The organism is Streptomyces xanthophaeus (assembly GCF_000725805.1).
GTDB classification, from domain to species: Bacteria; Actinomycetota; Actinomycetes; order Streptomycetales; family Streptomycetaceae; genus Streptomyces; species Streptomyces xanthophaeus.
Map to the genome: position 1 here is coordinate 211,545 of NZ_JOFT01000012.1, position 20,297 is coordinate 231,841.

14 protein-coding genes and 3 pseudogenes are annotated in these 20,297 nt (G+C 70.9%); 8 read left to right on the top strand and 9 right to left on the bottom strand.

Annotated elements, in window-relative coordinates; all coding sequences use genetic code 11:
- Window positions 1-152: 152 nt before the first annotated feature.
- Together IO30_RS41715 and IO30_RS0106865 are read right to left on the bottom strand one after the other, a co-directional pair.
- Entirely contained in the window at window positions 153-1,463 is a 1,311-nt protein-coding gene (locus IO30_RS41715) for an RNA polymerase sigma factor (RefSeq protein ID WP_167347246.1), read from the bottom strand.
- 429 nt (window positions 1,464-1,892) lie between these two features.
- Complete coding sequence (locus IO30_RS0106865) at window positions 1,893-2,969, bottom strand: polysaccharide lyase family 20 protein (RefSeq protein ID WP_157853141.1); 1,077 nt, start codon at window positions 2,967-2,969, stop codon at window positions 1,893-1,895.
- 1,427 nt (window positions 2,970-4,396) lie between these two features.
- On the opposite strand from IO30_RS0106865, the gene IO30_RS0106875 reads away from it, so the two are divergent.
- The 4 genes and pseudogenes from IO30_RS0106875 to IO30_RS47570 form a co-directional block, all read left to right on the top strand.
- The gene (locus IO30_RS0106875; RefSeq protein WP_234321580.1) at window positions 4,397-5,431 is read left to right on the top strand and encodes a PucR family transcriptional regulator; all 1,035 of its coding nucleotides are present in this window, start codon (window positions 4,397-4,399) and stop codon (window positions 5,429-5,431) included.
- A 295-nt stretch (window positions 5,432-5,726) separates the two neighbouring features.
- A pseudogene (locus IO30_RS47845) lies at window positions 5,727-5,804 on the top strand (hypothetical protein); the annotation flags it as partial.
- 9 nt (window positions 5,805-5,813) lie between these two features.
- Entirely contained in the window at window positions 5,814-5,993 is a 180-nt protein-coding gene (locus IO30_RS47850) for a hypothetical protein (RefSeq protein WP_031140318.1), read from the top strand.
- Between the two features lie 31 nt (window positions 5,994-6,024).
- Window positions 6,025-6,147, top strand: a pseudogene (locus IO30_RS47570) (hypothetical protein); the annotation flags it as partial.
- Between the two features lie 312 nt (window positions 6,148-6,459).
- On the opposite strand, the gene IO30_RS47575 reads toward IO30_RS47570, so the two are convergent.
- The 6 genes and pseudogenes from IO30_RS47575 to IO30_RS0106915 all read right to left on the bottom strand — a co-directional run bounded on the left by IO30_RS47575 (window position 6,460) and on the right by IO30_RS0106915 (window position 14,953).
- Window positions 6,460-7,242 carry a calcium-binding protein gene (locus IO30_RS47575; RefSeq protein WP_202205065.1) on the bottom strand — a complete coding sequence of 261 codons (783 nt, stop codon included), beginning with the start codon at window positions 7,240-7,242 and terminating at the stop codon, window positions 6,460-6,462.
- 74 nt (window positions 7,243-7,316) lie between these two features.
- The gene (locus IO30_RS41725) at window positions 7,317-8,093 is read right to left on the bottom strand and encodes a calcium-binding protein (RefSeq protein WP_051858998.1); all 777 of its coding nucleotides are present in this window, start codon (window positions 8,091-8,093) and stop codon (window positions 7,317-7,319) included.
- A gap of 280 nt (window positions 8,094-8,373) precedes the next feature.
- Window positions 8,374-9,354 carry a DUF916 domain-containing protein gene (locus tag IO30_RS0106900; RefSeq protein WP_051858997.1) on the bottom strand — a complete coding sequence of 327 codons (981 nt, stop codon included), beginning with the start codon at window positions 9,352-9,354 and terminating at the stop codon, window positions 8,374-8,376.
- A gap of 564 nt (window positions 9,355-9,918) precedes the next feature.
- A pseudogene (locus IO30_RS0106905) lies at window positions 9,919-11,358 on the bottom strand (RICIN domain-containing protein); the annotation flags it as partial.
- Window positions 11,359-11,657: 299 nt separating this feature from the next.
- The gene (locus IO30_RS0106910) at window positions 11,658-12,689 is read right to left on the bottom strand and encodes a metallophosphoesterase family protein (RefSeq protein WP_031140326.1); all 1,032 of its coding nucleotides are present in this window, start codon (window positions 12,687-12,689) and stop codon (window positions 11,658-11,660) included.
- Between the two features lie 170 nt (window positions 12,690-12,859).
- Window positions 12,860-14,953, bottom strand: coding sequence for a glycoside hydrolase (locus tag IO30_RS0106915; RefSeq protein WP_234321575.1), 2,094 nt, complete (start codon window positions 14,951-14,953; stop codon window positions 12,860-12,862).
- Window positions 14,954-15,295: 342 nt separating this feature from the next.
- Between IO30_RS0106915 and IO30_RS0106920 the strand changes: the two genes are divergently transcribed.
- Window positions 15,296-16,276 carry a LacI family DNA-binding transcriptional regulator gene (locus IO30_RS0106920; protein ID WP_031140329.1) on the top strand — a complete coding sequence of 327 codons (981 nt, stop codon included), beginning with the start codon at window positions 15,296-15,298 and terminating at the stop codon, window positions 16,274-16,276.
- A 63-nt stretch (window positions 16,277-16,339) separates the two neighbouring features.
- Here IO30_RS0106920 and IO30_RS0106925 read toward each other — a convergent pair whose 3' ends face one another.
- The gene (locus tag IO30_RS0106925) at window positions 16,340-17,593 is read right to left on the bottom strand and encodes an ROK family transcriptional regulator (protein WP_031140331.1); all 1,254 of its coding nucleotides are present in this window, start codon (window positions 17,591-17,593) and stop codon (window positions 16,340-16,342) included.
- A 145-nt stretch (window positions 17,594-17,738) separates the two neighbouring features.
- Here IO30_RS0106925 and IO30_RS0106930 point away from each other — a divergent pair, with 145 nt between their 5' ends.
- From IO30_RS0106930 to IO30_RS0106940, 3 genes are read left to right on the top strand one after another with little or no spacing between them, the layout of a single operon-like run.
- Window positions 17,739-18,722, top strand: a complete 984-nt coding sequence (locus IO30_RS0106930; RefSeq protein WP_031152851.1) for an SMP-30/gluconolactonase/LRE family protein — start codon at window positions 17,739-17,741, stop codon at window positions 18,720-18,722.
- The gene (locus tag IO30_RS0106935; protein WP_031140337.1) at window positions 18,719-19,345 is read left to right on the top strand and encodes a bifunctional 4-hydroxy-2-oxoglutarate aldolase/2-dehydro-3-deoxy-phosphogluconate aldolase; all 627 of its coding nucleotides are present in this window, start codon (window positions 18,719-18,721) and stop codon (window positions 19,343-19,345) included. Before IO30_RS0106930 ends, IO30_RS0106935 begins: the two co-directional genes overlap by 4 nt.
- A complete protein-coding gene (locus IO30_RS0106940; protein ID WP_031140339.1) occupies window positions 19,342-20,283 on the top strand; it encodes a sugar kinase in 942 nt (313 codons plus the stop codon). Before IO30_RS0106935 ends, IO30_RS0106940 begins: the two co-directional genes overlap by 4 nt.
- The last annotated feature ends 14 nt before the right edge of the window (window positions 20,284-20,297 follow it).

The following is a 20,297-nucleotide window of genomic DNA, read 5'->3' on the forward strand; positions in this document are numbered from 1 at the left end:
CGAGCGACCCGGGACGACGCGCTGGCACTCGCCCGGCGACCCGTTCTCGTCGATGCCGAGCAAGTCGAATCCGTCTTCGTGTACCGGCCCCGTGCTGTACTCGCTCGCAGGGCGCACTGCTCTCCGCGCGGTGGTTCCACCGCCCCCACCGTTCACCACACGCCCGCCCCCAGTCCGGTGCCCCCGGATTCCGTCTCGGGAGGCGGGACCGTGCTGCCGGAATCGGAACCCCGGTCTCTGCCGTCGCGAGCCGGTGCGGTCGGGGTCGACGCCGAGGTCGGGGTCGGGGTCGGGGTCGGCGCCTTGGTGGTCGGCGAATCGGTGGTCGGTGCGGAATTGGAAGGGCGCGGGGCTGTGGTGGGTGATGCCGGGACGGTGCCTGGTGATGGTGAGCCGATGACCACGGCCGGCGTCGCCGTCACGATCGGATTGCTCGGGGTAGTACTGGGGGCCGAATGCGTCCTGGCGGGTGTGGCCGGTCGGTCGGATCTGTTGTTTTCGGACTCGGCGGGCAGCAGGGCAACCACGGCGGTAACCGCTGCTCCTGCCACGGCGACCGCGACGCCGCATTTCACGGCTCCGGCGAGCTGGGCCCCGTTCAGCGTTCCCGCGGCGAGATGGGCGCCATTCTCACCCAGGGTCGCCAGGAAGGAGGCGGGCTTCCATAGCAGGATTCCGCCCAGTAGCAGTGCCCCCAGACGGCCGTTGACGTCGCGCAGGTCGCGCTCGGCCCGGGCGCAGTTGTGGCATGCGCGGAGGTGTCGGTCCAGGTCCCGGGTGCGGCGCTTGCCCGGCCGCCGGAGCGTGGCGGCGATCTGCACGCCGTAGTGCCTGCACTCGTCGCTCGCGCTCTGGTCCAGGTGGGCGCGCAGGTAGGCCTCGCGCAGGCCTTCTCGCGCACGCGCCACCAGGGAGCCGACGCCTCCCGCCGATATGCCTAGGCGGCCCGCGGTCTCGGCAGCCGGCTCGTTCTCTACGACGGCGTGCCACAGCACGGCCTGCCAGCGCTCAGGCAGCGACTTGTAGGCCCGCAGGACCAGCGACCCCTCTTCCGTCGAGAAGACGGCCTCCTCCACGTCCTGGTCGTCCGTGATATGCGCGGCCCATTCCACGAAGTCGTCGGACATCCGCATACGGGCACCCTCCAGCGTCCATGCGGCCGCAAGGTGGCGAACACAGGTCAGCAGGTACGGTCGCCAGGCGTACTCGGGCCCGGCGCCCCATGCGACGGCCCGGTAGGTCCGGGCGAAGGCCTCGGCGGCGAGGTCCTGGGCGGTGGACAGGTCCCGACAGCATGTACGGGCGTAGGCGAGCACCGAGGAGTGGTGACGGGCGAACACCTCGGCCATCACGTCGTCGACGGCGGCGTCGGATTCCGAGGTGTGCCCGCGCAGCAGGGCGCACAACTCCCCGTCACTCAGGCTTCGAAGGTCCTGCTGACGGGCAGTACCCAATGTGTTCAACGCGTGCTCCAGTGTTGCTTGCTGATACCCCGCAAGGCAGCTCACGAGGGAAGGAGACCCTCGTCGCGGTAAGCGGTCACTCCATGGGATGTTGGTGGTGCGGGGTAGCGCGACGGCGCTATCGAGGGGCTGGGCCAGAGTTCGTCCTTGCGGACAGTGGCGCGCAAGGACGTGTCCGAGCACCAGGGACATGGCTGGGAGGTGCCGGTCCGACCGTCGGTCGCCGGCCCCGCTGCCACGGGGCTCGCGTCCTCGATGCCCCTTCGCGACCGTCATGGCCTACCGCCGGACTCGGATCCGTCCGCGAGCGGTATGGATCCCTCTGCGAGGAGGTTCGGACAACGCTGGGACACCCGAGGCTCCCGCTCGGTCGGGCGGCGGAAGCCGTGCGCTCACGATCGGACCGGCCCGCCCGCACCCGCGCTTCGCTTACCTCCTCCGGTCGCCGGCGAGGAGCCGTGCCACCCTGGCGCGGCCGCGGAGGACGAGGAGAAGGCCGGCGGCGAGCAGTGCGCTGCCGACGGCAAGGATGATCGGGGTTCGGCTGGAGGCACCGGTTTCGGCCAGGGGTTTGGCGTCATTGTCGGTGTCCTTGTCCGTGCCGGTGTCCAGGGGGATGCCGTCCGCGACGTCAGGTGTCGAGCCGGACGTGCCCGACGCCGTTCCCGGAGCCGACGTGGATGCCTGCGCCGAGGGGGATGCCGACGAGCCGGGCCGGTCAGGTGCGGGGGCCGAGGCGTTCGCGGAGGGTGTGGCCGGCGGTGGTACGGCGGCTCCCGGGGTGATGGCGGTGATGGTGACGTCGTCGTAGTAATTCACTACGGCCGCTGTGCCGCCCGCCTTGTGCCCTTTCGAGGCCTGCCAGTTGGGCCGGTACAGACCGATCTTGTGGTAGGGGGCGGTGTCCTGGTGATAGCTGTTGGGGCCCCGGTGTGATCCCACCTCCGCCCCATTGAGCCGGGCGGTGATGGAGCCTGTGGTGGTGGCGGTGGACCAGGTGATGTCGAAGGACCACTGGTTCCAGTGTCCGAAGCGGACTGGGCCGAGGTCGTACTTGACCTCGTGCGCCGGCTTCTTGCTCTCATCCGCCTTCTCCGAACCGGTCTTCCAGTGGACGATCATCATCCAGCGGTCACCCTTGACGGCAAGAACGACCGCGGGGTAGGTGCCCGACCCGCCGTGCCACTGGGACACGATGGTCTGTGCGTCGAATCGCAGCCAGTCACTGGGCAGGTAGTTGGCGAAGGTATACCGGTAACTGCCGTAGGGGACACGCGCTGTGGCTATCTCGGTGCGGTAGGACTTCCCGTCATCGGGCATCGCGAACCGGACGGCCTTGCCGCCACGCCCACCGGGCGCAGCCTTGACATCCACGATGCCCGTGCCGTCGATGCCCTTGCGCGGGAACGCGGCGGTGTCTCCGGACTCGAACCCGTCCTCGAAGGGGACGGGAGTCAGGGCACGGTCGGCGATGGCCTCGGTCGCCCCGAACCCCACCACCAACACGGCCGCAAAGGCTGCCCCGACCCGACGTCTGTGGCTGAAACGCTGGAACATGAACCGTCCTTGAGATGAGGGGTGAATTGCGGCGTTACAACCCGTGGTCGCAGGTACGAAGGGGCACGGCCGGCCGCCCGGGCACGGCCGGCCGCCCGGGCACGGCCGGCCGCCCGGGCACGGCCACGGACGACGGATTGCAATCGATCAGGAACCGACACCATCGCACACGTAAGAACATGACAGCTTCAACAGGCGGGGGAGTCAAGTGCATGTGGAAGCGCGTGATCCGCTTGCAATGTTTCTGTGCACCCGCCTACGAGGAGGCGCGTACTGGTACGTCCTGTCGAGCGCGTCGTATCCGTCACGGAATCACCACGCCGCACCACCGGAATTTGCGCAAGTGTGCACTCTCTCAGCACTGCGGGCAACACGTACTCATGGGCGTGACAAGTCGGCGGCCATCGGCCGAAGCGGCGGCCACGGGAGGGGACCGGACGGACGCATTCGGGCCAAACCAGCGACAGTATCTGCCATTACGCGACTAAAACCTTACGCTGGAGGGCTGTTGCATTTGTGTCCCTGTACCGCGAGCGGGATGAGAACGACGCCGATCACGCCGCCGATGCCTCGGGGGCAGCGGCAACGCCCCCGAGGGGCGGTCCCGTTTCGGAGATTTCTCCGCCTCAAGGCTCCGGGTCGATCAGGATGATCACACGAACCGGAATGCCCGACTTGCTGGGCGCAACAGTCACGCACCCTTCGCTGAAGCACGCCGCTCACCAGCACCGCACGTCGGGGTTCCGATCCTGATAGTTGCTGCGCTTCCTGGCAGCAAGCTCTCCGGAAGGGCGCCGTTCACCGGTCGCAGGAGAGGGGACGCGGCATACCGGACGTCTCACGCACCCAAGCGGCTTGGGCGCGGCGTGGGGAGGGAGCAGGGAGCTTGCGCTGAGATCTCGTGCCGCGCAAGGGCGGTGTCCCCGAGCTCAGGACCGTGGCCCCACCGGAGACGGCCCGACGCCCATCTGCTCGACCAGTCTTCGCACCGCAGCCTCCCCCGCCCCAGCGCCCCCGCGGGAGCCGGTCCCGACACCGGGAGCGGCGGAGGTCCCGGCGTCGGCGCAGCCGTGCACATGGCCCGGCCGGCCCAGGCCTCTCCCAATGTTGTACGCCTCACCCCCGGGAGGAAAGCCCCTCCCGATGTCGTCGAGGTCACCCCTGGTCCGCGCCGCACTCCCTGAAGGTAAAGATCAGGCAATGTGGCGGGTTCCTGGGTACTTGGCGCTCTCTTGGAAGTACGAGGCGCTCGACTCCCCATGTCGGGACAGGGGCCGCACCATGGAGGCGAGGTAACTATGTCCACACTTCTGAACCGCAGGTGGGCCCACCCACGCGGCGAGTGGGCCCAGTCCCTGCGAAAGGAACTACCCGCGTTGGCCGCGGGGATCGTGGAGGAACTGCGCAACGGCATCCCTGGTTTCCCCACTCACCTCGAGGACATCGACGACATCGTCAGACAGCACGTGGAGTCGGCCCTTCTCACCACCCTCGGTTGCCACGAACCCTCGGTGACGCGCGAGGGCGAGGGGAACCCGCGACAACGAAACGCGCTCGACAGCGGCCCGTTGCCTCCCCTCCGGGCGGTGACCTTCCAGGGACGTGAAACAGGGTCCGACCGCGCTCGCCAAGAGCTCCTCGCCGCTCTCACATCTGACACGCCCATGTGCGAGAAGGCCTTGAACGAATTGGCCGAGGCGGCCCACTGGCCCCTGCCCGTCTACATCCGGGCCATCGTCCTTACCTCGCCCGGTGAGACCCAGCAACTGGCGGCCGTCCTGGGTGACGCCCTACTCGGCACGGTGTGCGGGCAGCCTTGCCTGCTGGTTCCCACACCCGACCCGGAGGCCCGCACCACACTGGAAAGCGCGCTGCACGGTTGGGACGCCGTCGTCGGGCACCCGGTCCCACCCCGCGACACGGCCTCCTCCAAGCGCTGGGCCGTGCGCTTGCTCTCCCTCATCCCCATCTCGTCCGACCCGGGCGCGGGCACCGTGTTTGTCGACGACCACCTTTCGACCATGATGCTGCTCCAGGACGAACACCTTGCCCACGAGTTCGCCGCACACCGGCTGCGGCCACTGGCGGAGCTCACACCTGGTCGGAGAATGCGACTCGAAGAAACTCTGCTGGCCTGGTTGGAGGGCGGTGGCGCACCCGAGGCCGCGAAGGCCCTGAGCGTGCATCCGCAGACCGTCCGATACCGCATGCGGCAACTGACCAAGCTTTTCGGCCCCGATCTCCGCACCCCTCGAACCCGCTTCGAGTTGGAGATGGCCCTGCGCAGTAGGCGCCTCATGGCCGAGGTCGAGCGCCCGCGCTCCCAGTTGCCCCACGGGGGTCGTGCGGTGACGGCAAGGCCCCACCCGCAGGAGGACGTGGCACGGATGGCCCGGGTCAACGGGCTGTAGACCCCGGTTGACAATGCCCCGTTACCTTTCGCGTGGCCCCGAAACGGGGCGCCTGGCCCGCTGGCCCGGTACGGCTGTCTGCCCCTGTCGAAGGGACGACAATGCCGTTGCTTTGGGGCGGGCTGGGCGTTGGGCCGTTCGTGTTGGTATCGCCTCTGGAGCGGGCTGGGGCTTGGGATCTTGACCCGGTCGTGTCCGCCTGAGCTGGTGGACCGGGTCGTCCGGCGCCGACCTGAGTGCGTACAACAGCACGGAGAACGCGGCCGACTTCGCCGATCTGCGCGAGGCGCTGGACATCCCCCAGTGGAGCGTCTTCGGGTACTCCTACGGCAGCAACCTGGCCCTGGCGTACCCGCGCCTGCACCCCGAGGGAATCCGTGCGGTGGCGATCGACTCGATCGCGCCCTCCCAGTACGTGACCCTGCCTGGGACGTGGGGGAGCACCGCCGAGGGGATCCACAACATCTTCGAGGCGTGCGCGGCGCAGCCCACCTGCAAGGACCGGTACCCGGACCTCCCCGGCATGCTGACGGAGCAGGTGCGCAAGCTCGAGGCCCCCTGACGCTGAACGTCACGCCGAAGGACGGAGGGGCATGCGGGAACGCAAGTTCTTCGATGGTGAAGGCGGTGACGGACTGCCGGGTCCGCCTGGTGGCCGGGTCGGCGAACACAACGAGCAGCTCTACGAACGGGAATTCTCCCTCTGCGAGCACTGAGGCCGGCCAGGGCGCAGGGCTTCGGCCGGCCCGGTCGACGCCGGGCTACGAGTGCCTTCCCCTGTGCCTGGCCGCCTTCGTGCGATCCCGGCGGGCGGTGATCAGTCCGGCTGCGCGGAGTGCGCCGCTGAAGGCGAGGAGGAGCGGTACGGCACCTGAGGTGCCGGCCCGTGCCAGCGTGCCGCCGGTCGCGCCGGCCGCGGCATCACCTGGGCCGCAGCGCCGGGCGATATGAGGCTGTGATGTCGGTCGGCGCCGCGGGCGGAACCCGGGAAGGGGGTGTGCCCGCGGCGCCGTTCACACAGTCCTCAGTCAGGGGCAGTTGACCACCGTGTCGCCGGTGTCGCGGGTGCAGGAGTCGACTGCGGGACCGCCGTCGAGGCTGTCGTTGCCGTGGACGCCGTCGGTGGCGTCGAGGGTGTCGGTGCCCTCGTCGCCGTTCAGGGTGTCGTTCCCGCCCTCTCCAGTCAGGGTGTCGTTCCCGGCGTTCCCGTTGAGGGTGTCATTGCCCTCGTTCCCGTTCAGGGTGTCGTTCCCCGGCCCGCCGCTGATGGTGTCGTTGCCCCCCAGTCCGGAAATGGTGTCGTTGCCCGGGCCCCCGTTGATGGTGTCGTTGCCCGGAGTCGCCGCCGCGGAGCCGGGGATCCCGGCCGGTTCGTCGCCGACCAGCCGATCGGCGTGCGGGCCGCCGTTGAGCTGGTCCTTGCCGCTGCCCCCGTAGAGGATGGCGGGAGCGTCGAGGTTCGGGGAGACCGTGATGGCGTCGTCGCCGTCCTGGCCGTGGGCCAGTACCGCCGTGGGAACGGGGCACGCCGCGCCGCCTTGCGAGTGGGGTGCGCAGGGTGCCACGACGCGCAGCCCGGCGGCTGCGTCCGACACGAGGACCACGCTGCCCTGGCGGCGGACGGTGATGTCGTTGTCCACGCCCTGCCCGGCGGTGACGAGCAGTGTTCCGCCGGACATCTCGACCACCGTGGCGTTCGCGAGGTGGCGGGGCCCGGCCGTGGGCGAGGCCGCGGAGGCGGAGGTGCCGCTCAGCGCGGCGCAGACCAGGGTCAATGTCGTGAGGAGCGCGTGGATGTGTCGTGTCGTCATGCCGGAGGTCCCCTTCGTCGTGGACACGTGCGCGGAGGGCAGGTGCGGGTGCGGGTGCGGCTCGCGCCTGCCGGTCACGGGCAGTCGGTGACGCTGTCGCCCAGGTCGGCCCGGCAGGTGTCGGCCTGGGCGCCGCCCAGGACGTGGTCGTTGCCGCTGATCTCGTCGACGGCGTCGAGGGTGTCCCGGCCCGCGCCGCCCTCCACGTAGTCGTTGCCGGTGCCGGCGATCACGTGGTCGCTGCCGTTGCCGCCGCTCACCACGTCGTTCCCCGCGCCGCCGTTGATGATGTCCGAGCCGCCCCGGCCCTCGATCGAGTCGTTGCCCGGGCCGCCGAAGAGCCTGTCCTGGCCGCTGGCGCCGGTGAGGGTGTCGTTGCCGGCTCCGCCCGAGAGGAAGTCGGAGCCTTCGTCGCCTTCCAGGGTGTCGTTGGCGCCCCCGCCGTAGAGGCTGTCGTCCCCGGCGCCGCCGACGAGGGTCACTCCCGGGCCCGCAAGGGAGGACGTGACGCTGTCGGCCTGATCACCTGCATGGACGACGAGCTCGGTGAGTTGGCCCGCTCCTGGGCAGACGGCCTCGTAGGCGCTGACCGGGGTGCACCCGCCGAACGCGGTGACGGTGTCGCCGGTGTCCCTGACCCGGATCGTGTCTCCGGCCTGCCACACGGAGATGGTGTTGCTCAGGCCCACGGCGGCGGTGACGGTGACCGACGTGCCGGTCTTGCTCACCAGCGTGCCCGCAGCCGTCCTTTCGGGGGGCCGGGCGCTCGCGCCCGCCGGGCCGGTGAGGCCCAGCGTGAGGCTGAGCACCGTTGTCGCGAGGGCGATGGTGCGGGGTAAGGCCTTGTCCATGATCTGCCTCCTGGGAAGCGTTCGGGGACCTGGGGGGATCAGCCGCGCGGGAAGGTGCGAGGATCTACCGGGAAGCGATCAGAATCCAACGCATCTCCACAAGACCAATCATCGCTGGCAGGTTGGTCGTTGCCGGGCCCCGGTGTCAAGAGGCTCCCGTACCGCGTGCGCGGCCGGTGCGCAGGCCCTGAACTGCGCCGACTCCGTCCTCGACCGAGGGCGTACGCCACCGCCTTCGGCCACATATCGGCTCGATCGCACCGGCCCGTGGACCCCCCGGTCACTCGTGATCGGCGGACCGCGCTGCCCCTGCTGCCGCTGCTGGGCGGGCGGTCCGGCCCGCCTTGCGCCGACGCCGGAGGATCAGCAGCCCGGCGGCCGTCAGGAGGGCCAGGCAGCCCCCGAGCAGCCACGGCACTTCCAGGAAGCCGTCGGATCCGGAGCCGCGGGAGCTGTCCGCGGTCGCCGTGACGGTGACGTCGCCCCAGCCCGCGAGGGGCGCGCCCGGCCAGGACGCGGAGAGCCGCACCTTCTGGCCCGGGAGCAGCTCGGCCGGTACGTCCGTCAGCCGGCGTTCGGCGGGCCCTCCCAGGTACACCCCGCCGACGTGAACGGAAACCCGGGGTTCGAGGCTGACGTTGCCCGTGTTGTGCAGGGTGTAGGAGACGGTCGAACTGCTGCTGCCGGTCCACGGAACGAGGGAGTTGTGCGCTGCGAACCGTACGTCCTCGACGCTGACCCCGGGTCGTTGCGGTCCGTCGACGCGCAGGTAGATCCTGGCTCCGACGCCGCGCTGGACGCCGAGGTGGGAGCCGGCCCCGGGCCGCACGCGGTCGTCGACGGCCACCAGGGCGCCGACGTGGTCTCCGGGGGCGGCGTCGTGGGGAATGCGGAGGGTGATGCCGACGGTCACCGCGGAACGGGCGGGGACCGTGACGGTGTCCCGCTCCGGCCTGCCCCAGGCGCCTACGTCCTGCTGGGTCTCCTCGATGCCGCGCACGGCCAGTCCACCGTCGCGTTCGGTGTTGTGTGCATCGGCGACGTAGAGGCGGAACGTCAGCTCCTTGTCGGTGGCGTTGGTGACGACCGCGCGGTCCGAGAGCGTCGTGCCCGGGCGTGCCGGGAGCTGGAACGCTGCCCGCGGCGTGATCGCGGAATCCGCGGGCCTGACGGACCATTCGCCGTTGTCCGCCGCCCCGGCCGGTGCGGGGGAGAGGGCCGTCAGGGCAAGAAGGAGCAGGGCGACGGAGGCTGTGCGCATGGCTCTTCAGCTTTCTGGGCGTCGCGTGCCGGACGCGCGGCGTCCGGCACGCGGGCGCGGTCAGAGGAGGGTGAGGGTGAGCGTTCCGGCGTAGTCGCCGACGGGCGTGTACTTCGGGACGTCCAAGGACACGGCGGCGTCGGCGGTGAACTCGCCGCCGGTCAGGTCACCGTCGGGGGCGGACGCCAGGGTCGCGCCGGCCTTTCCGATGGTGCCCGGACTTCCCGCCGTGCAGGTGCTGGGGCTGTCGGTCTTGGTGGTGCATGTGGGTGTCCAGGTCAGCCGGCCCGCGTCGATCTTTCCGCGCGGCCCGGTGAAGTCGGTGACCTTGCCGGTGAGTGACCAGCCGGACCTGCCGCCGCGGAAGTCCTTGACGGCTACGGTGTTGAGGTGTCCGGAGGAGGAGCCTCCGGTACCGAAGTCGACCGGGGGCAGGCGGACGGGGTCCGCCGTGGCGGCCATGGTGAGCACGCCGGGGTTGACGGAGGTGGTGAGCTGCTGATCGGCCGTTCCGGGGGCGGTCGGGTCGGTGGGGTCGGTGGGCTGGGTCGGATCCGTGGCGGCGGTGACCTTCCAGGCCTGACCGGACGATCCGTTGCACTCCGACTGGACGATCCTGGCTCCGGCCGTGGTGGATCCGCCCTGGAGGTCGAGGCACTTGCTGCTGTGCTGGGCGACGATGCGGACGTGGCCGTCGGGGAGGGTCTCGAAGCGCCAGCGCTGGTTGTCGCCCCAGCCGCAGTCGTACTGCTTGACCTCGGCCCCGTCGGCGGTCGAGCGGTCCGCGACGTCGAGGCACTTGCCGCTGTGCTGCGCGAGGACGCGGACGTAGCCGTTCTTGCTGTCCGTGAACCGCCACTGGGTGTTCAGGCCGCCGTCACACTTCTCCTGGGTCACCGGCACCTGATTGTCCGAGAGGCTGCCCGCCACGGTCACGCAGGCGCCGCTCTGCTTGCCGGTGATCGTGTGCAGGGGGTCGCCGCCGGAGCCGGAGAGCCGGCCCGTCTCGGCGTCGAGCGCGACCTGGGGGTACCAGGGAAGGACCATGGTCGTCGCGGTGGGAAACTCCAGCGGGAGCCACACGTACTTCGAGTCGTTGACGCGCTTGGGGTCGGACCACACGCCCGCCCACCGGTCTCCCATGTAGAGGAAGGAGGTGGTTTCGCTGCCCTCCACCGGCAGGACGAACGCCGTCTGCGAGTGGTGGCCGTCGTGGCTCCCGACGTCCTTCATGGACGACCACGGTCCGGCGAGGCTGGTGGCGGTGGCGTACTTCTGCTGGTTCGGATTCCAGTAGCTGGTACCGGAGGTGAGCATGAAATACACGTCCCCGCGCTTGAACAGGGCGGGCGACTCCCGGTGCTGGCCGGGCCAGGGGTTCGCCACCAACTCCTTCACCTGCGTGTAGTCGTCGGTGAGTTCGTAGATGTGCAGATCGGCGTTGTGGTTGGCGGCGGAGATCATGTAGGCCTTGCCGGCCGCCTTGTCCTCGTACACCGTGATGTCACGGGACATGTGCTCGGCGCCGGAGGCGTCCTTCGGGCGGAAGGACCCCCTCCATTCGTACGGGCCGTCCACCGTGGAGGAGACCGCGACCGCGGCCCGTGCCTCGGCGTAGGAGTCGTCCGCCTCCTTGTGCATCCACATCACGAACTGCTTGGTCTTCTCGTTGTAGAGGACCTTCGGCCGTTCGATCACCGCGGAGCGGACCTCGGGGTCGGCCTCCTGGGTCAGGACGTGTCCGCGGGGCTCCCAGTTCTTCAGGTCCTTGGAACGGTAGGCCGAGACGTAGCGGAACTTGTTGTCCTCACCCCGGTCCTCGCCGAACCAGTAGTAGTAGTCGCCGACCTTGAGCACTCCGCCGCCGTGCGCCTGCACCCCTGCCCCCGTGGTGTCGGGGAACTGGGTGCCGGTTTCGGTGGTGACGGGTGCGGCCAGCGCCGCGGGCGCCCCTCCCACGAGGAGCAGGCTCAGGCCCACGAGGACGGATCTCACTCTTCGCATGCAGATCCTTGATGTCGCCGCGCATCCACGGATCCTGTGGGGGTGAAGGGTCCCGCCCTTCACACCCACAGGAAGCAACATGTTTGCGCGTGAACCAACAAATGTGCCCAGAGATTGACCTGTTCGTTGCCCAGATGTCAACAGCTTGTGAAGATTTATGACGGTTCGTGGAAGGGGGGGTGCGGAGAGTCACCTGCCCCGGGCATTCCGGAGCGCACGCGCACCCGACGGGCCGCGGCGTCCGGTGGAAGAGATGCGCATACGCCCCCGTAGGTTGCCCCGACCCCGTGTACGGCCCGTCAGATCCGGGTGGCCAAGGGGACGGACACCTGCTTCAGCCAGCGACCCGTCGCGAAGTCGCGGGCCTTGACGACGACGCGGTCGCGGTGCACCTCGACCTGGAGCCCCTGGTTGAAGACGCCGGGAACCGTGCTCTCGCCGCCCTGTCCGTTGTCGGTGAAACCGGTCTGCACCGCACCGGTATTGATCACCGAGAACCCGTCCAGGTTCGCGGTGCCCGGCACCACCCGCCGTACGTACCAGTCGGACAGGGCCAGGTTCCAGTGGGTGTGCCCGCTGAAGAGGAACACGTCGCGGTGGCGGCCCAGCAGGCCGAGCAGTGCGTCGGCCTGGAGGTAGTCGCTCATGTAGAGCTTGTTGCGCGTGCCCGAGACGGTGTCCGGCAAGGGGTGGTGGGCGATCACCATGACCGGCTTGCGGCGTCCGGACCAGTACCGCAGGCGCTCTTCCAGCCACCGCAACTGCGCCTCGCTCAGCCACACTTCGTCCCAGAGCTTGGGGTCGTGGTAGTGCATGTACCGCTCGGTTCCGATGGTGAGGACGGGTATGCCGCCGAACGTCGTCTCGGCGTACACCGCGCTGCGCCCCGCGAACCGGTAGAAGCTGCGGAACAAGGAGTCCTCGGTGGTGCCGTTGGGCCAGGTCGACAGGGCGAGCGTCTGCGGATCGGCGTACTTGGGGACGTAGAACTCGTGGTTGCCGATGGCCCAGGCGGCCTTGCGCGGGCTCGGACCGCGTTGCAGCACCTGCTGCACGGCCGCGTACTCGAAGTCGTACCCGCGCGGGGTGATGTCGCCGGCGACGGCGAGTCCCGCGCTGTGCGGGGCGGTGGCCGCGATGTCCTTCAGGGCGACGGTCAAGTCGCCCAGGTCCCCCTGGATGTCACTGATGACGTTGAACGTGGTCAGGGGCGCGGCGGCTGGGTCGGGTGCCTGTGCCTGTGCCTGTGCCTGCGCCTGTGCGGCCGTCGGCGTCGCCGCGCCGAGGGCGACGGCGCCGGCCGTCGCGGTCAGCAGAGACCTGCGCTTCATGGGTGGGGCCCTTCCGTCCGTGCGGGAAGCGGGCTCGGATGAGACCCGCGGGTGGGTCCGGACCCGTTATGTTTACGCAACCAACGCGACCGTCCGATGAATGCCGGACGACGCTTCGGCTGACCACGTGCCGGGGACGGGACGCCGGCCCGCCCCCGGCACGGCGTGCGTCACGCCGGCGGCACGTGCGGACGTGTCCCCCGGTGCCCGGCGGTGAAGGTCCAGGACTGGTTGCTGCCGGTGGTGGGCCGGAAGACACCGACCGGGGCGCCGTCACCCGTGGAGGCGCCGATGACGTCGAGGAGGGCGCCGGTCGCGCTGTTGATCAAGGTGAAGTGCCCGTCGCCGGTGGTGGACAGCACCCAGCGCTGCTGCGGGGACGGTCCCGGTGGGGCCAGGGCGAGCACGTTGCCCGCGACGCCCAGCGCTTGGCCGTTGCCGAGGTTCGTGAGGCGATAGGTGGCCGTGCTGCTCCAGTCGTCGGGCACCGACCTGGTGAACACCCATTGCTGCGCGGTGTTGGTGTCGGTGGGGCGGGGCGCCTGCTGGACGAGCGCGCTCCCCCCTCCGTCCTGGACGGCGGTGAGCGCCAGGCCGCTGTGGTCGTTGACGAGGAGCCGGGGAGCCGCGGAGGGAACGCCCGTCGCCCCAGGGTCCACGCCGGACGCGTCCGGTATGACGAGGGTGGTGACCGAGCCGGGAGCGAGGGTCACGGTGAGCCGCTTGCCCGTGATCGTGAGGTCGGCTCCTCGTTGCACGTTCCTGGTCGCGTCCGTGGTGTAGCGCTCGACCGGCGCGGGGGAGACGCTGCGGAAGGCGCTGAGGTCGACGGCCACCGTCCGGGCCGCACTCGTCGGGTTGGTGTGCACCACGACCGCGCCCCGTCCGCCGGGCCGCACCGCGGCCAGGGTGTCCGCGTCGTCCGTGGTGATGACGCGGGCTCCCGGCCGGATGAACCTGCTGTACTGCGCCATCGCCCAGTACTTCTTGTTCTTGCGCAGCGGTTCCCTCGCGGCGTCGGCCGGGGTGAAGTCTGCTTGGATGAGGCCCCAGTTGGAGTTCTCGTGGTCCGGGGTCATGTTTTCGTGGTCCTCCACCGCCTGCCACAGCAGCCAGGCCCGCGCTTCGAGCCCCGTGAGGTCGTCGGCGATGCGGCCAGCCAGGTCGAGGGCCGGGCTCATGTCCGTGAAGCTCTGCGGGACGGAACCGCCGAGGTCCACTTCCGACATCCACAGCGCCGTGTGCGCACCCTTGGCGATGTCGCGCGGTCCGCTGCGGCCGTCGGTCCCGTACGTGTGGGTGTTGAGCCTGCCGAGGGCGGAGCGCGCCGGGTTTTCGTAAGCCTCCCAGTTGGCGCGGAACCTGTCCGGGTCCGTTTCGTCCATCGCCGCGACCGGCGTCCGTAACCCCTGGGCGTCCAGCTCGGCGCGGAGCGTCGTGATCATGCGGGCCTGAGAGCCGGGTGCCCAGTGGGAGCCCTCCTGCCGGCCCCCGGCGCGCCAGTAGTCGGTGCTCGGTTCGTTGACCGGGGACACGGAGTCGAATTCGACGCCCGTGGAGTCCTGTACGCGGCGCAGGGCTCCGGTGAGGTAGGCGGCGAAGCGCTCGTACTGATCGGAGCGGAGGTTGTCCTGCGTGGGGTCCACCGCCCCGCTCACGCGTCCGCTGTGGGTCATGAAGTACGGCGGGGAGTTCGAGAAGGCCTCGAAGGTGTCCGCGCCCCGGGCCTTGGCCGCCCTGAGCCACCAGCGCTGGTTGCCGTCGGCGTACGGTTCCCAGTGCTCGGGGTTCTCCGGGTCCCACCAGTCGGGCGTCGCGGCGCCCGGCCGCTTCCAGTGGCCGGGCACGGCCGCCCCGGCGCGCATGTACGGCTCGGTCTCGGGGCTGTCCCCGCCGCCGATGTTGTACCGGGCGATGGTGAAGCCCAGCCCGTCGGCCCCGTAGAGGGCGTCGGCCAGCCGGTTGCGCTGGGCATCGGGCCAACCGCCGGTCACATGGGCGAACCAGGCGAGCGAGGTGCCCCAGCCCTCGAACGGCTGGTGCTGGTAGCCGGGATCCAGCCGGATGGTCGATCCTGCCGGAGGGGTCGCGTCGGCCTTGGCGGGAGGCGCCAACGCCCCGCTGCCGAGCAGTGCGGCGACCGCGGCGGCCACCGCGACGAGAGCGCTGCGACTTCGCCTGCTCACGGGCCGCCGACGCCGTGCGCCGGTGGTTCTTCTCGGGATGCCGCTGTCGGTGCCGTTGCTGATGCGGATGCCACTCACGGGTGTTCCTCCAGACCTGGACACGGCTGAGGAGGGCCTCGGGGGACGTATCCCGAGCCCATGTTTACGCAAACATCTTGGTCGGAGAGAGTGTCGAAGCGCTGGGGGGCAGTGTCAAGACATCCGACGGGGTCCGTGAACCGCTACTGGTCCGTACCTTCCTCCGTCCCGGTCGCCCCGTTCGTCGCCTTTCTCCTGTTCGCTCGAGGACGTGCAGCGCTAACATCCACGAGGAGTGCAGAGAGTCCCGCTTGGGAAGCCCGGTTCGGAGGTCCGGTTCACATGCCGCGCGAAGTCGGAACAAGATCACCCAGGTCACGCCCGCTGCGGCAGTCGCCTTCCATGGCCGATGTCGCCGCCATGGCGGGGGTCTCGTCGCAGACCGTCTCCCGCGTGGCCAACAACCGCGACAACGTGGACGCCTCCACCCGCGAGCGGGTGCAGGCCGCGATGAAGATGCTCGGCTACCGGCCCAACTCGGCCGCGCGGGCGCTGGTCACCGGACGGTTCGGCACGTTGGGCGTCATCAGCTTCGACATCAGCGCGTACGGCAACGCCCGGACCTTCGCCGCCATCTCCGACGCCGCGCGTGAAGCCGACCTGTTCGTGAACTTCATGGGAGCCCGCGCCCAGACCGGAGCCGCCGTGCGCCAGGCGTTCCAGCAGCTGATGGTCCAGTCGGTGGACGGCATCATCCTCATCGAGTCGCAGATCCTCGACACCCCCGAACTGCGGCTCCCGTCCGGGGTGCCCGTGGTCTTCGCCGACGGCGACACCGGCCACCGCTACGCCAACGTCGACATCGACCAGGCCGAGGGGACCCGCAGCGCCGTCTCCCACCTTCTGGGGCTCGGTCACCGTACGGTCTGGCACGTGGCCGGGCCCCGCGACTCCTACGCGGCGCGGCGCCGGGCCGAGGCCTGGCACCACACGCTCAAGGACGCCGGCGCGGTCGTCCCGACCCTCCTGTACGGGGACTGGTCCGCGGCCTCGGGGTACGAGGCCGGCCGGGCGCTGGCCGCCCGCCCCGAGGTGACGGCGGTCTTCGCCGCCAATGACCAGATGGCCCTCGGTGTGATGCGCGCACTTCAGGAGGCGGGGCGGCGGGTGCCGCAGGACGTCAGCGTGATCGGGTTCGACGACGTCCCGGAGGCCGCGTTCTACCCCGCCCCCCTGACCACGGTCCGGCAGGACTTTGATGCGGTGGGCCGGCACTGTGTCGCCCTGCTCCTGGAGCAGATCGGTGGGGCGGACACCGCGAAGCAGGCTTCGGTGGCACCCCTCCTGGTGGTGCGCGAGAGCACGGCGCCCCCCGCGGGCTGACACCGGGCCGGCGGCGGCCCGGTGTCAGCCGGCCCGCCGCGTCCGTTCGGCGGCCCTCGCGCCTCAGGACGTCTGCGCCCTGGCCTCCCGCGCGGCGCGGCGTACCGCTGCGACGGGGGCGAAGGTCTCTCGGTCGTCGAGGAAGCCCTCGAGGGCGAAGGTGGCGGCGCCGAGGCTGACGGGATTGCCCGGTACGTCGCTCAGCTGCAGGGTGAGCGCCTGCAGGGTCGCGGGCAGCGCGTGGCCTTCGATGACGTCGCGGGTCTGCCGCAGCAGGGGTTCACCGAGCCGGTCCGCCACCCAGCCGCTGAGTGCCAGGGTCTGCGGATTGAAGAGGTTGAGGAGGTCGGCCGCAGCCATGCCGAGGTAGCGGGCGGTCCGCGCCACGGTCTCGACGGCCACGGCGTCGCCCTCCGCCGAGGCCCGGGCGACCGACGCGACGACGGTGGCCTCGTCGGCGTCCAGGAGCGGGCTGTCCTCGTCCAGTTCCCGGACGGTCGAGGCGATGCCGCGCGTACTGACGTAGGCCTCCACGCATCCCTGCCTGCCGCAGCGGCACTCCCGGCCGCTGCGGATCAGACAGGTGTGCCCCCACTCCCCGGCGCTGTTCGTGGCGCCCCGGTACAGGGCTCCGTCGATCGCGATGCCGGCGCCGACGCCGGCGCGGAGCGTGACCACGACGAGGTCGTCCACCTCGCGTCCCGCGCCGAACCACATCTCCGCCACGGTGCCGGCCTTGAGGGGGTTGTCCAGGTACAGGGGCATGCTGAGGCGCTCGGCGAGGAGTGACCTCAGCGGCACGTCGCGCCAGGACCAGTACGGGGAGAAGACCGAGACGCCGCCCTCGCGTTCGACGAGCCCGGGAACGCTCACGCCGGCCCCGAGGATGCGCGGGAGCCCCGCGCCCTCGCCCGCCGCCAGACCTTCGACCCCGGCCACGATGGTGGCGACCACCTCGTCCGGTCGTACATCGGCCTGCGGCAGGGGCAGTTCCACGCTCCGCAGCACCGTCAGCGCCAGGTCGAACAGCTCCACGCGTACGGACGTCTCCGCGACGTCGATCCCGATCAGGGCCCCGCGCCCGGCGTTGACCGCGAGACGCGCCCGCGGCCGCCCGCCCTTCGAGTCCTCGTGGCCGACTTCCGACAGCACTCCGGCCTCCAGCAGTTCGGCCACGAGGTTGGCCACGGTCGCGAAGGACAGCCCGGTCGCCGCGGCGATCTCCTGCCGGCTCACCGGGCCGGTGGCGGCAAAGACGCAGCGCAGCGCATCGAAGCGGTTGCGGCGGCGGATGTCCTGCGCGGTGCGCTTCGCCATGGCGTGCTGGTCCTCTCGCTCTGCGCCGGGCAGAGACCGCTGGTCGGAAACGATCGACCCAGCTTATTCCGAGCCTTGGAAGATGTGTATTTACATGGGTTAGAAGAAGTCCTAGAGTTTCGCTCGGGAAGGAAGGAGCGACCTCATGCGACTAACTGCAGCGCCGTGCGCACCCGAACCGGGGCGGTTGTCCGAGGGACCCGTATGGCATGCCGGGCGCAGTGAACTGCTGTGGGTGGACATCACGGCGGGGCTCGTCCACAGGGCTCCGCTGGTGGCCCGCGACGACGACAGCGGCCTGCCCGATCTGGGGCCCGCGACCACGCTGAGCCTGGACGTGCCCGTCGGAGCGGTCGCGCTCTGCGCGTCCGGGGGACTGCTCGCGGCCGCGGGCACGGCTTTCCTGCGCGTCGACGAATCCGGGACGTGCGAGCGGTTCGCCGCTCCCGCGATACCCGACGACGGCACGCCGCGACGGATGAACGACGCCAAGTGCGACCCCCGCGGACGGATCCTCGCCGGAACCATGGCCTACGACGGGACGCCGGGAGCGGGTGCCCTGTACCGCCTCGATCCCGGCGGCGCCGTGACGGTCCTGCTCGACTCCGTCACGATCTCCAACGGACTGGGCTGGAGCCCCGACGGCAGGCTGCTGTACTACGCGGACAGTCCGACGGGGCGCGTCGACGTGTTCGACCATGATCCGGACACTGGGGCCCTGTCCGCACGACGCCCCTTCGCCGACATGGCCGACACCGCCGACACGGGCGCCGCCGGCGTCCCGGACGGCCTGGCCGTCGACACCCGGGGCCGTGTCTGGGTCGCGGTGTGGGGCGCCGGTCAGGTGAGGGCGTACACCCCGGAGGGGACCCTCCACGCGGTCGTGGACGTCCCCGCCTCCCAGGTGTCCAGCTGCGCCTTCGCCGGCCCGGACCTGGACGTCCTGGTGATCACCACCGCAGCCGAGGGACTGACCCCCGAGCAGCTCGCGGCGCAGCCCCTGGCGGGCGGGCTCTTCGTCTGCCGCCCCGGCGCCACAGGCCTGCCGGTCCCGCACTTCGCCGACGGCCCGGCGCAGGCGCCCCCGTCCTCCACCACCCCTCACGACCCGCGAGGTTCTGCAACATGACGGATCTGACCACCGCACTCGCCGACGCCCCGGCGATAGCCATCCTGCGCTCGGCATCGCCGCTCCACTTCCCCGCCGTCGCCGATGCCCTGCACCGAGCGGGCATCCGGGCCGTCGAGTTCACGCTCACCACCCCGGGCGTGCTGTCCGCACTGCGCGAGTACGCCCAGGCCAAACCGGAGGGACTGGCCCTCGGCGCGGGCACGGTCATGACGCCGTTCGACGCGACGCGCGCCGTGGAGGCGGGCGCCACCTACCTCATCACCCCGGCCACCTGCCCGGACGTCATCAGGGAGGCGCGCCACCTGGGCGTTCCCGTGCTGCCCGGCGCCCTGACGCCGAGCGAGATCGCAGTCGCCTGGCGGGAGGGCGCGACCATGGTCAAACTCTTCCCCGCCTCCATCGGCGGACCGGACTACGTACGTGCCGTCCGGGCGCCGCTCCCGCACGTCCCGCTCGTCCCCACCGGCGGGATCGGTCTCGACGAGGCCCCCGCCTACCTGGCGGCCGGAGCAACGGCCCTCGGCATGGGAAGTCCGCTGGTCGGCGACGCGTGTGAGGGCGGCGACCTGGACGCACTGCGCGAACGGGCCGCCGTGCTCCTGGACGGCATGCGCTCATGAGCGCCCTCGTCACGCTCGGAGAGGCGATGGGTGTCCTGGCCGCGACCCGGCCCGGCCCGCTCGTCGGCGGTGCCGAGCTCCGCCTGGCGTTCGCGGGCGCGGAGGCCACGGTCGCCGTAGGCGTCAGCAGGCTCGGGCACGGGGCGTCCTGGACCGGCCGGGTCGGGGCCGACAGCGTCGGCCGGATGATCCTCGACGGGCTGCGCGGCGAGGCCGTGGACGTTACCCGCGCACGCGTCGACGACACCGTACCGACCGGACTCATGCTCCGAGAACGCCGCACCGCGGACCACACCCGGGTGACCTACTACCGTCGTGGACTGGCCGGGGCCCGCCTCGCTCCCGAGGACGTCGACCCGGAACTCGTCGCCCGGGCACGGGTACTGCACGTCACCGGCATCACCCCCGCCCTGGGCGACGCCCCGCGTGCCGCGGTCCGGCGGGCGGTCGAACTCGCCCGGGCAGCAGGCGTGACCGTCTCCCTGGACCTCAACTACCGCGAACGGCTGTGGTCCCGGCAGGAGGCCTCGGCCGAACTGGCCGACCTCGTCACCTGCGCCGACATCGTCTTCGCCGGGCCCGAGGAGGCCGCACTGGTCGTACCCGAGGCCGAGCCGGCCGCGATGGCACGCGCCCTGCTCGCTCTCGGGCCGCGCGAGGCAGTACTGAAGCTCGGCTCCCGCGGAGCCCTCGCGGTGACGGACGGCGAGGAAGCCGTGCAGGGCATCCTGCCGGTCACCCTGGTGGATCCGATCGGCGCCGGGGACGCCTTCGTCGCCGGATACCTGGCCGGACTCCTCGACGACGCCCCCCTCCCCGACCGTCTCCGACTCGCCGCCACGTGCGGAGCCTTCGCGGTGGCCGCGCCCGGCGACTGGGAGGGCCTGCCCCGGCGCGCCGAGCTGGACCTCCTCCACGGCCAGGACGTCACCCGCTGAGGGGACGTCCCGCC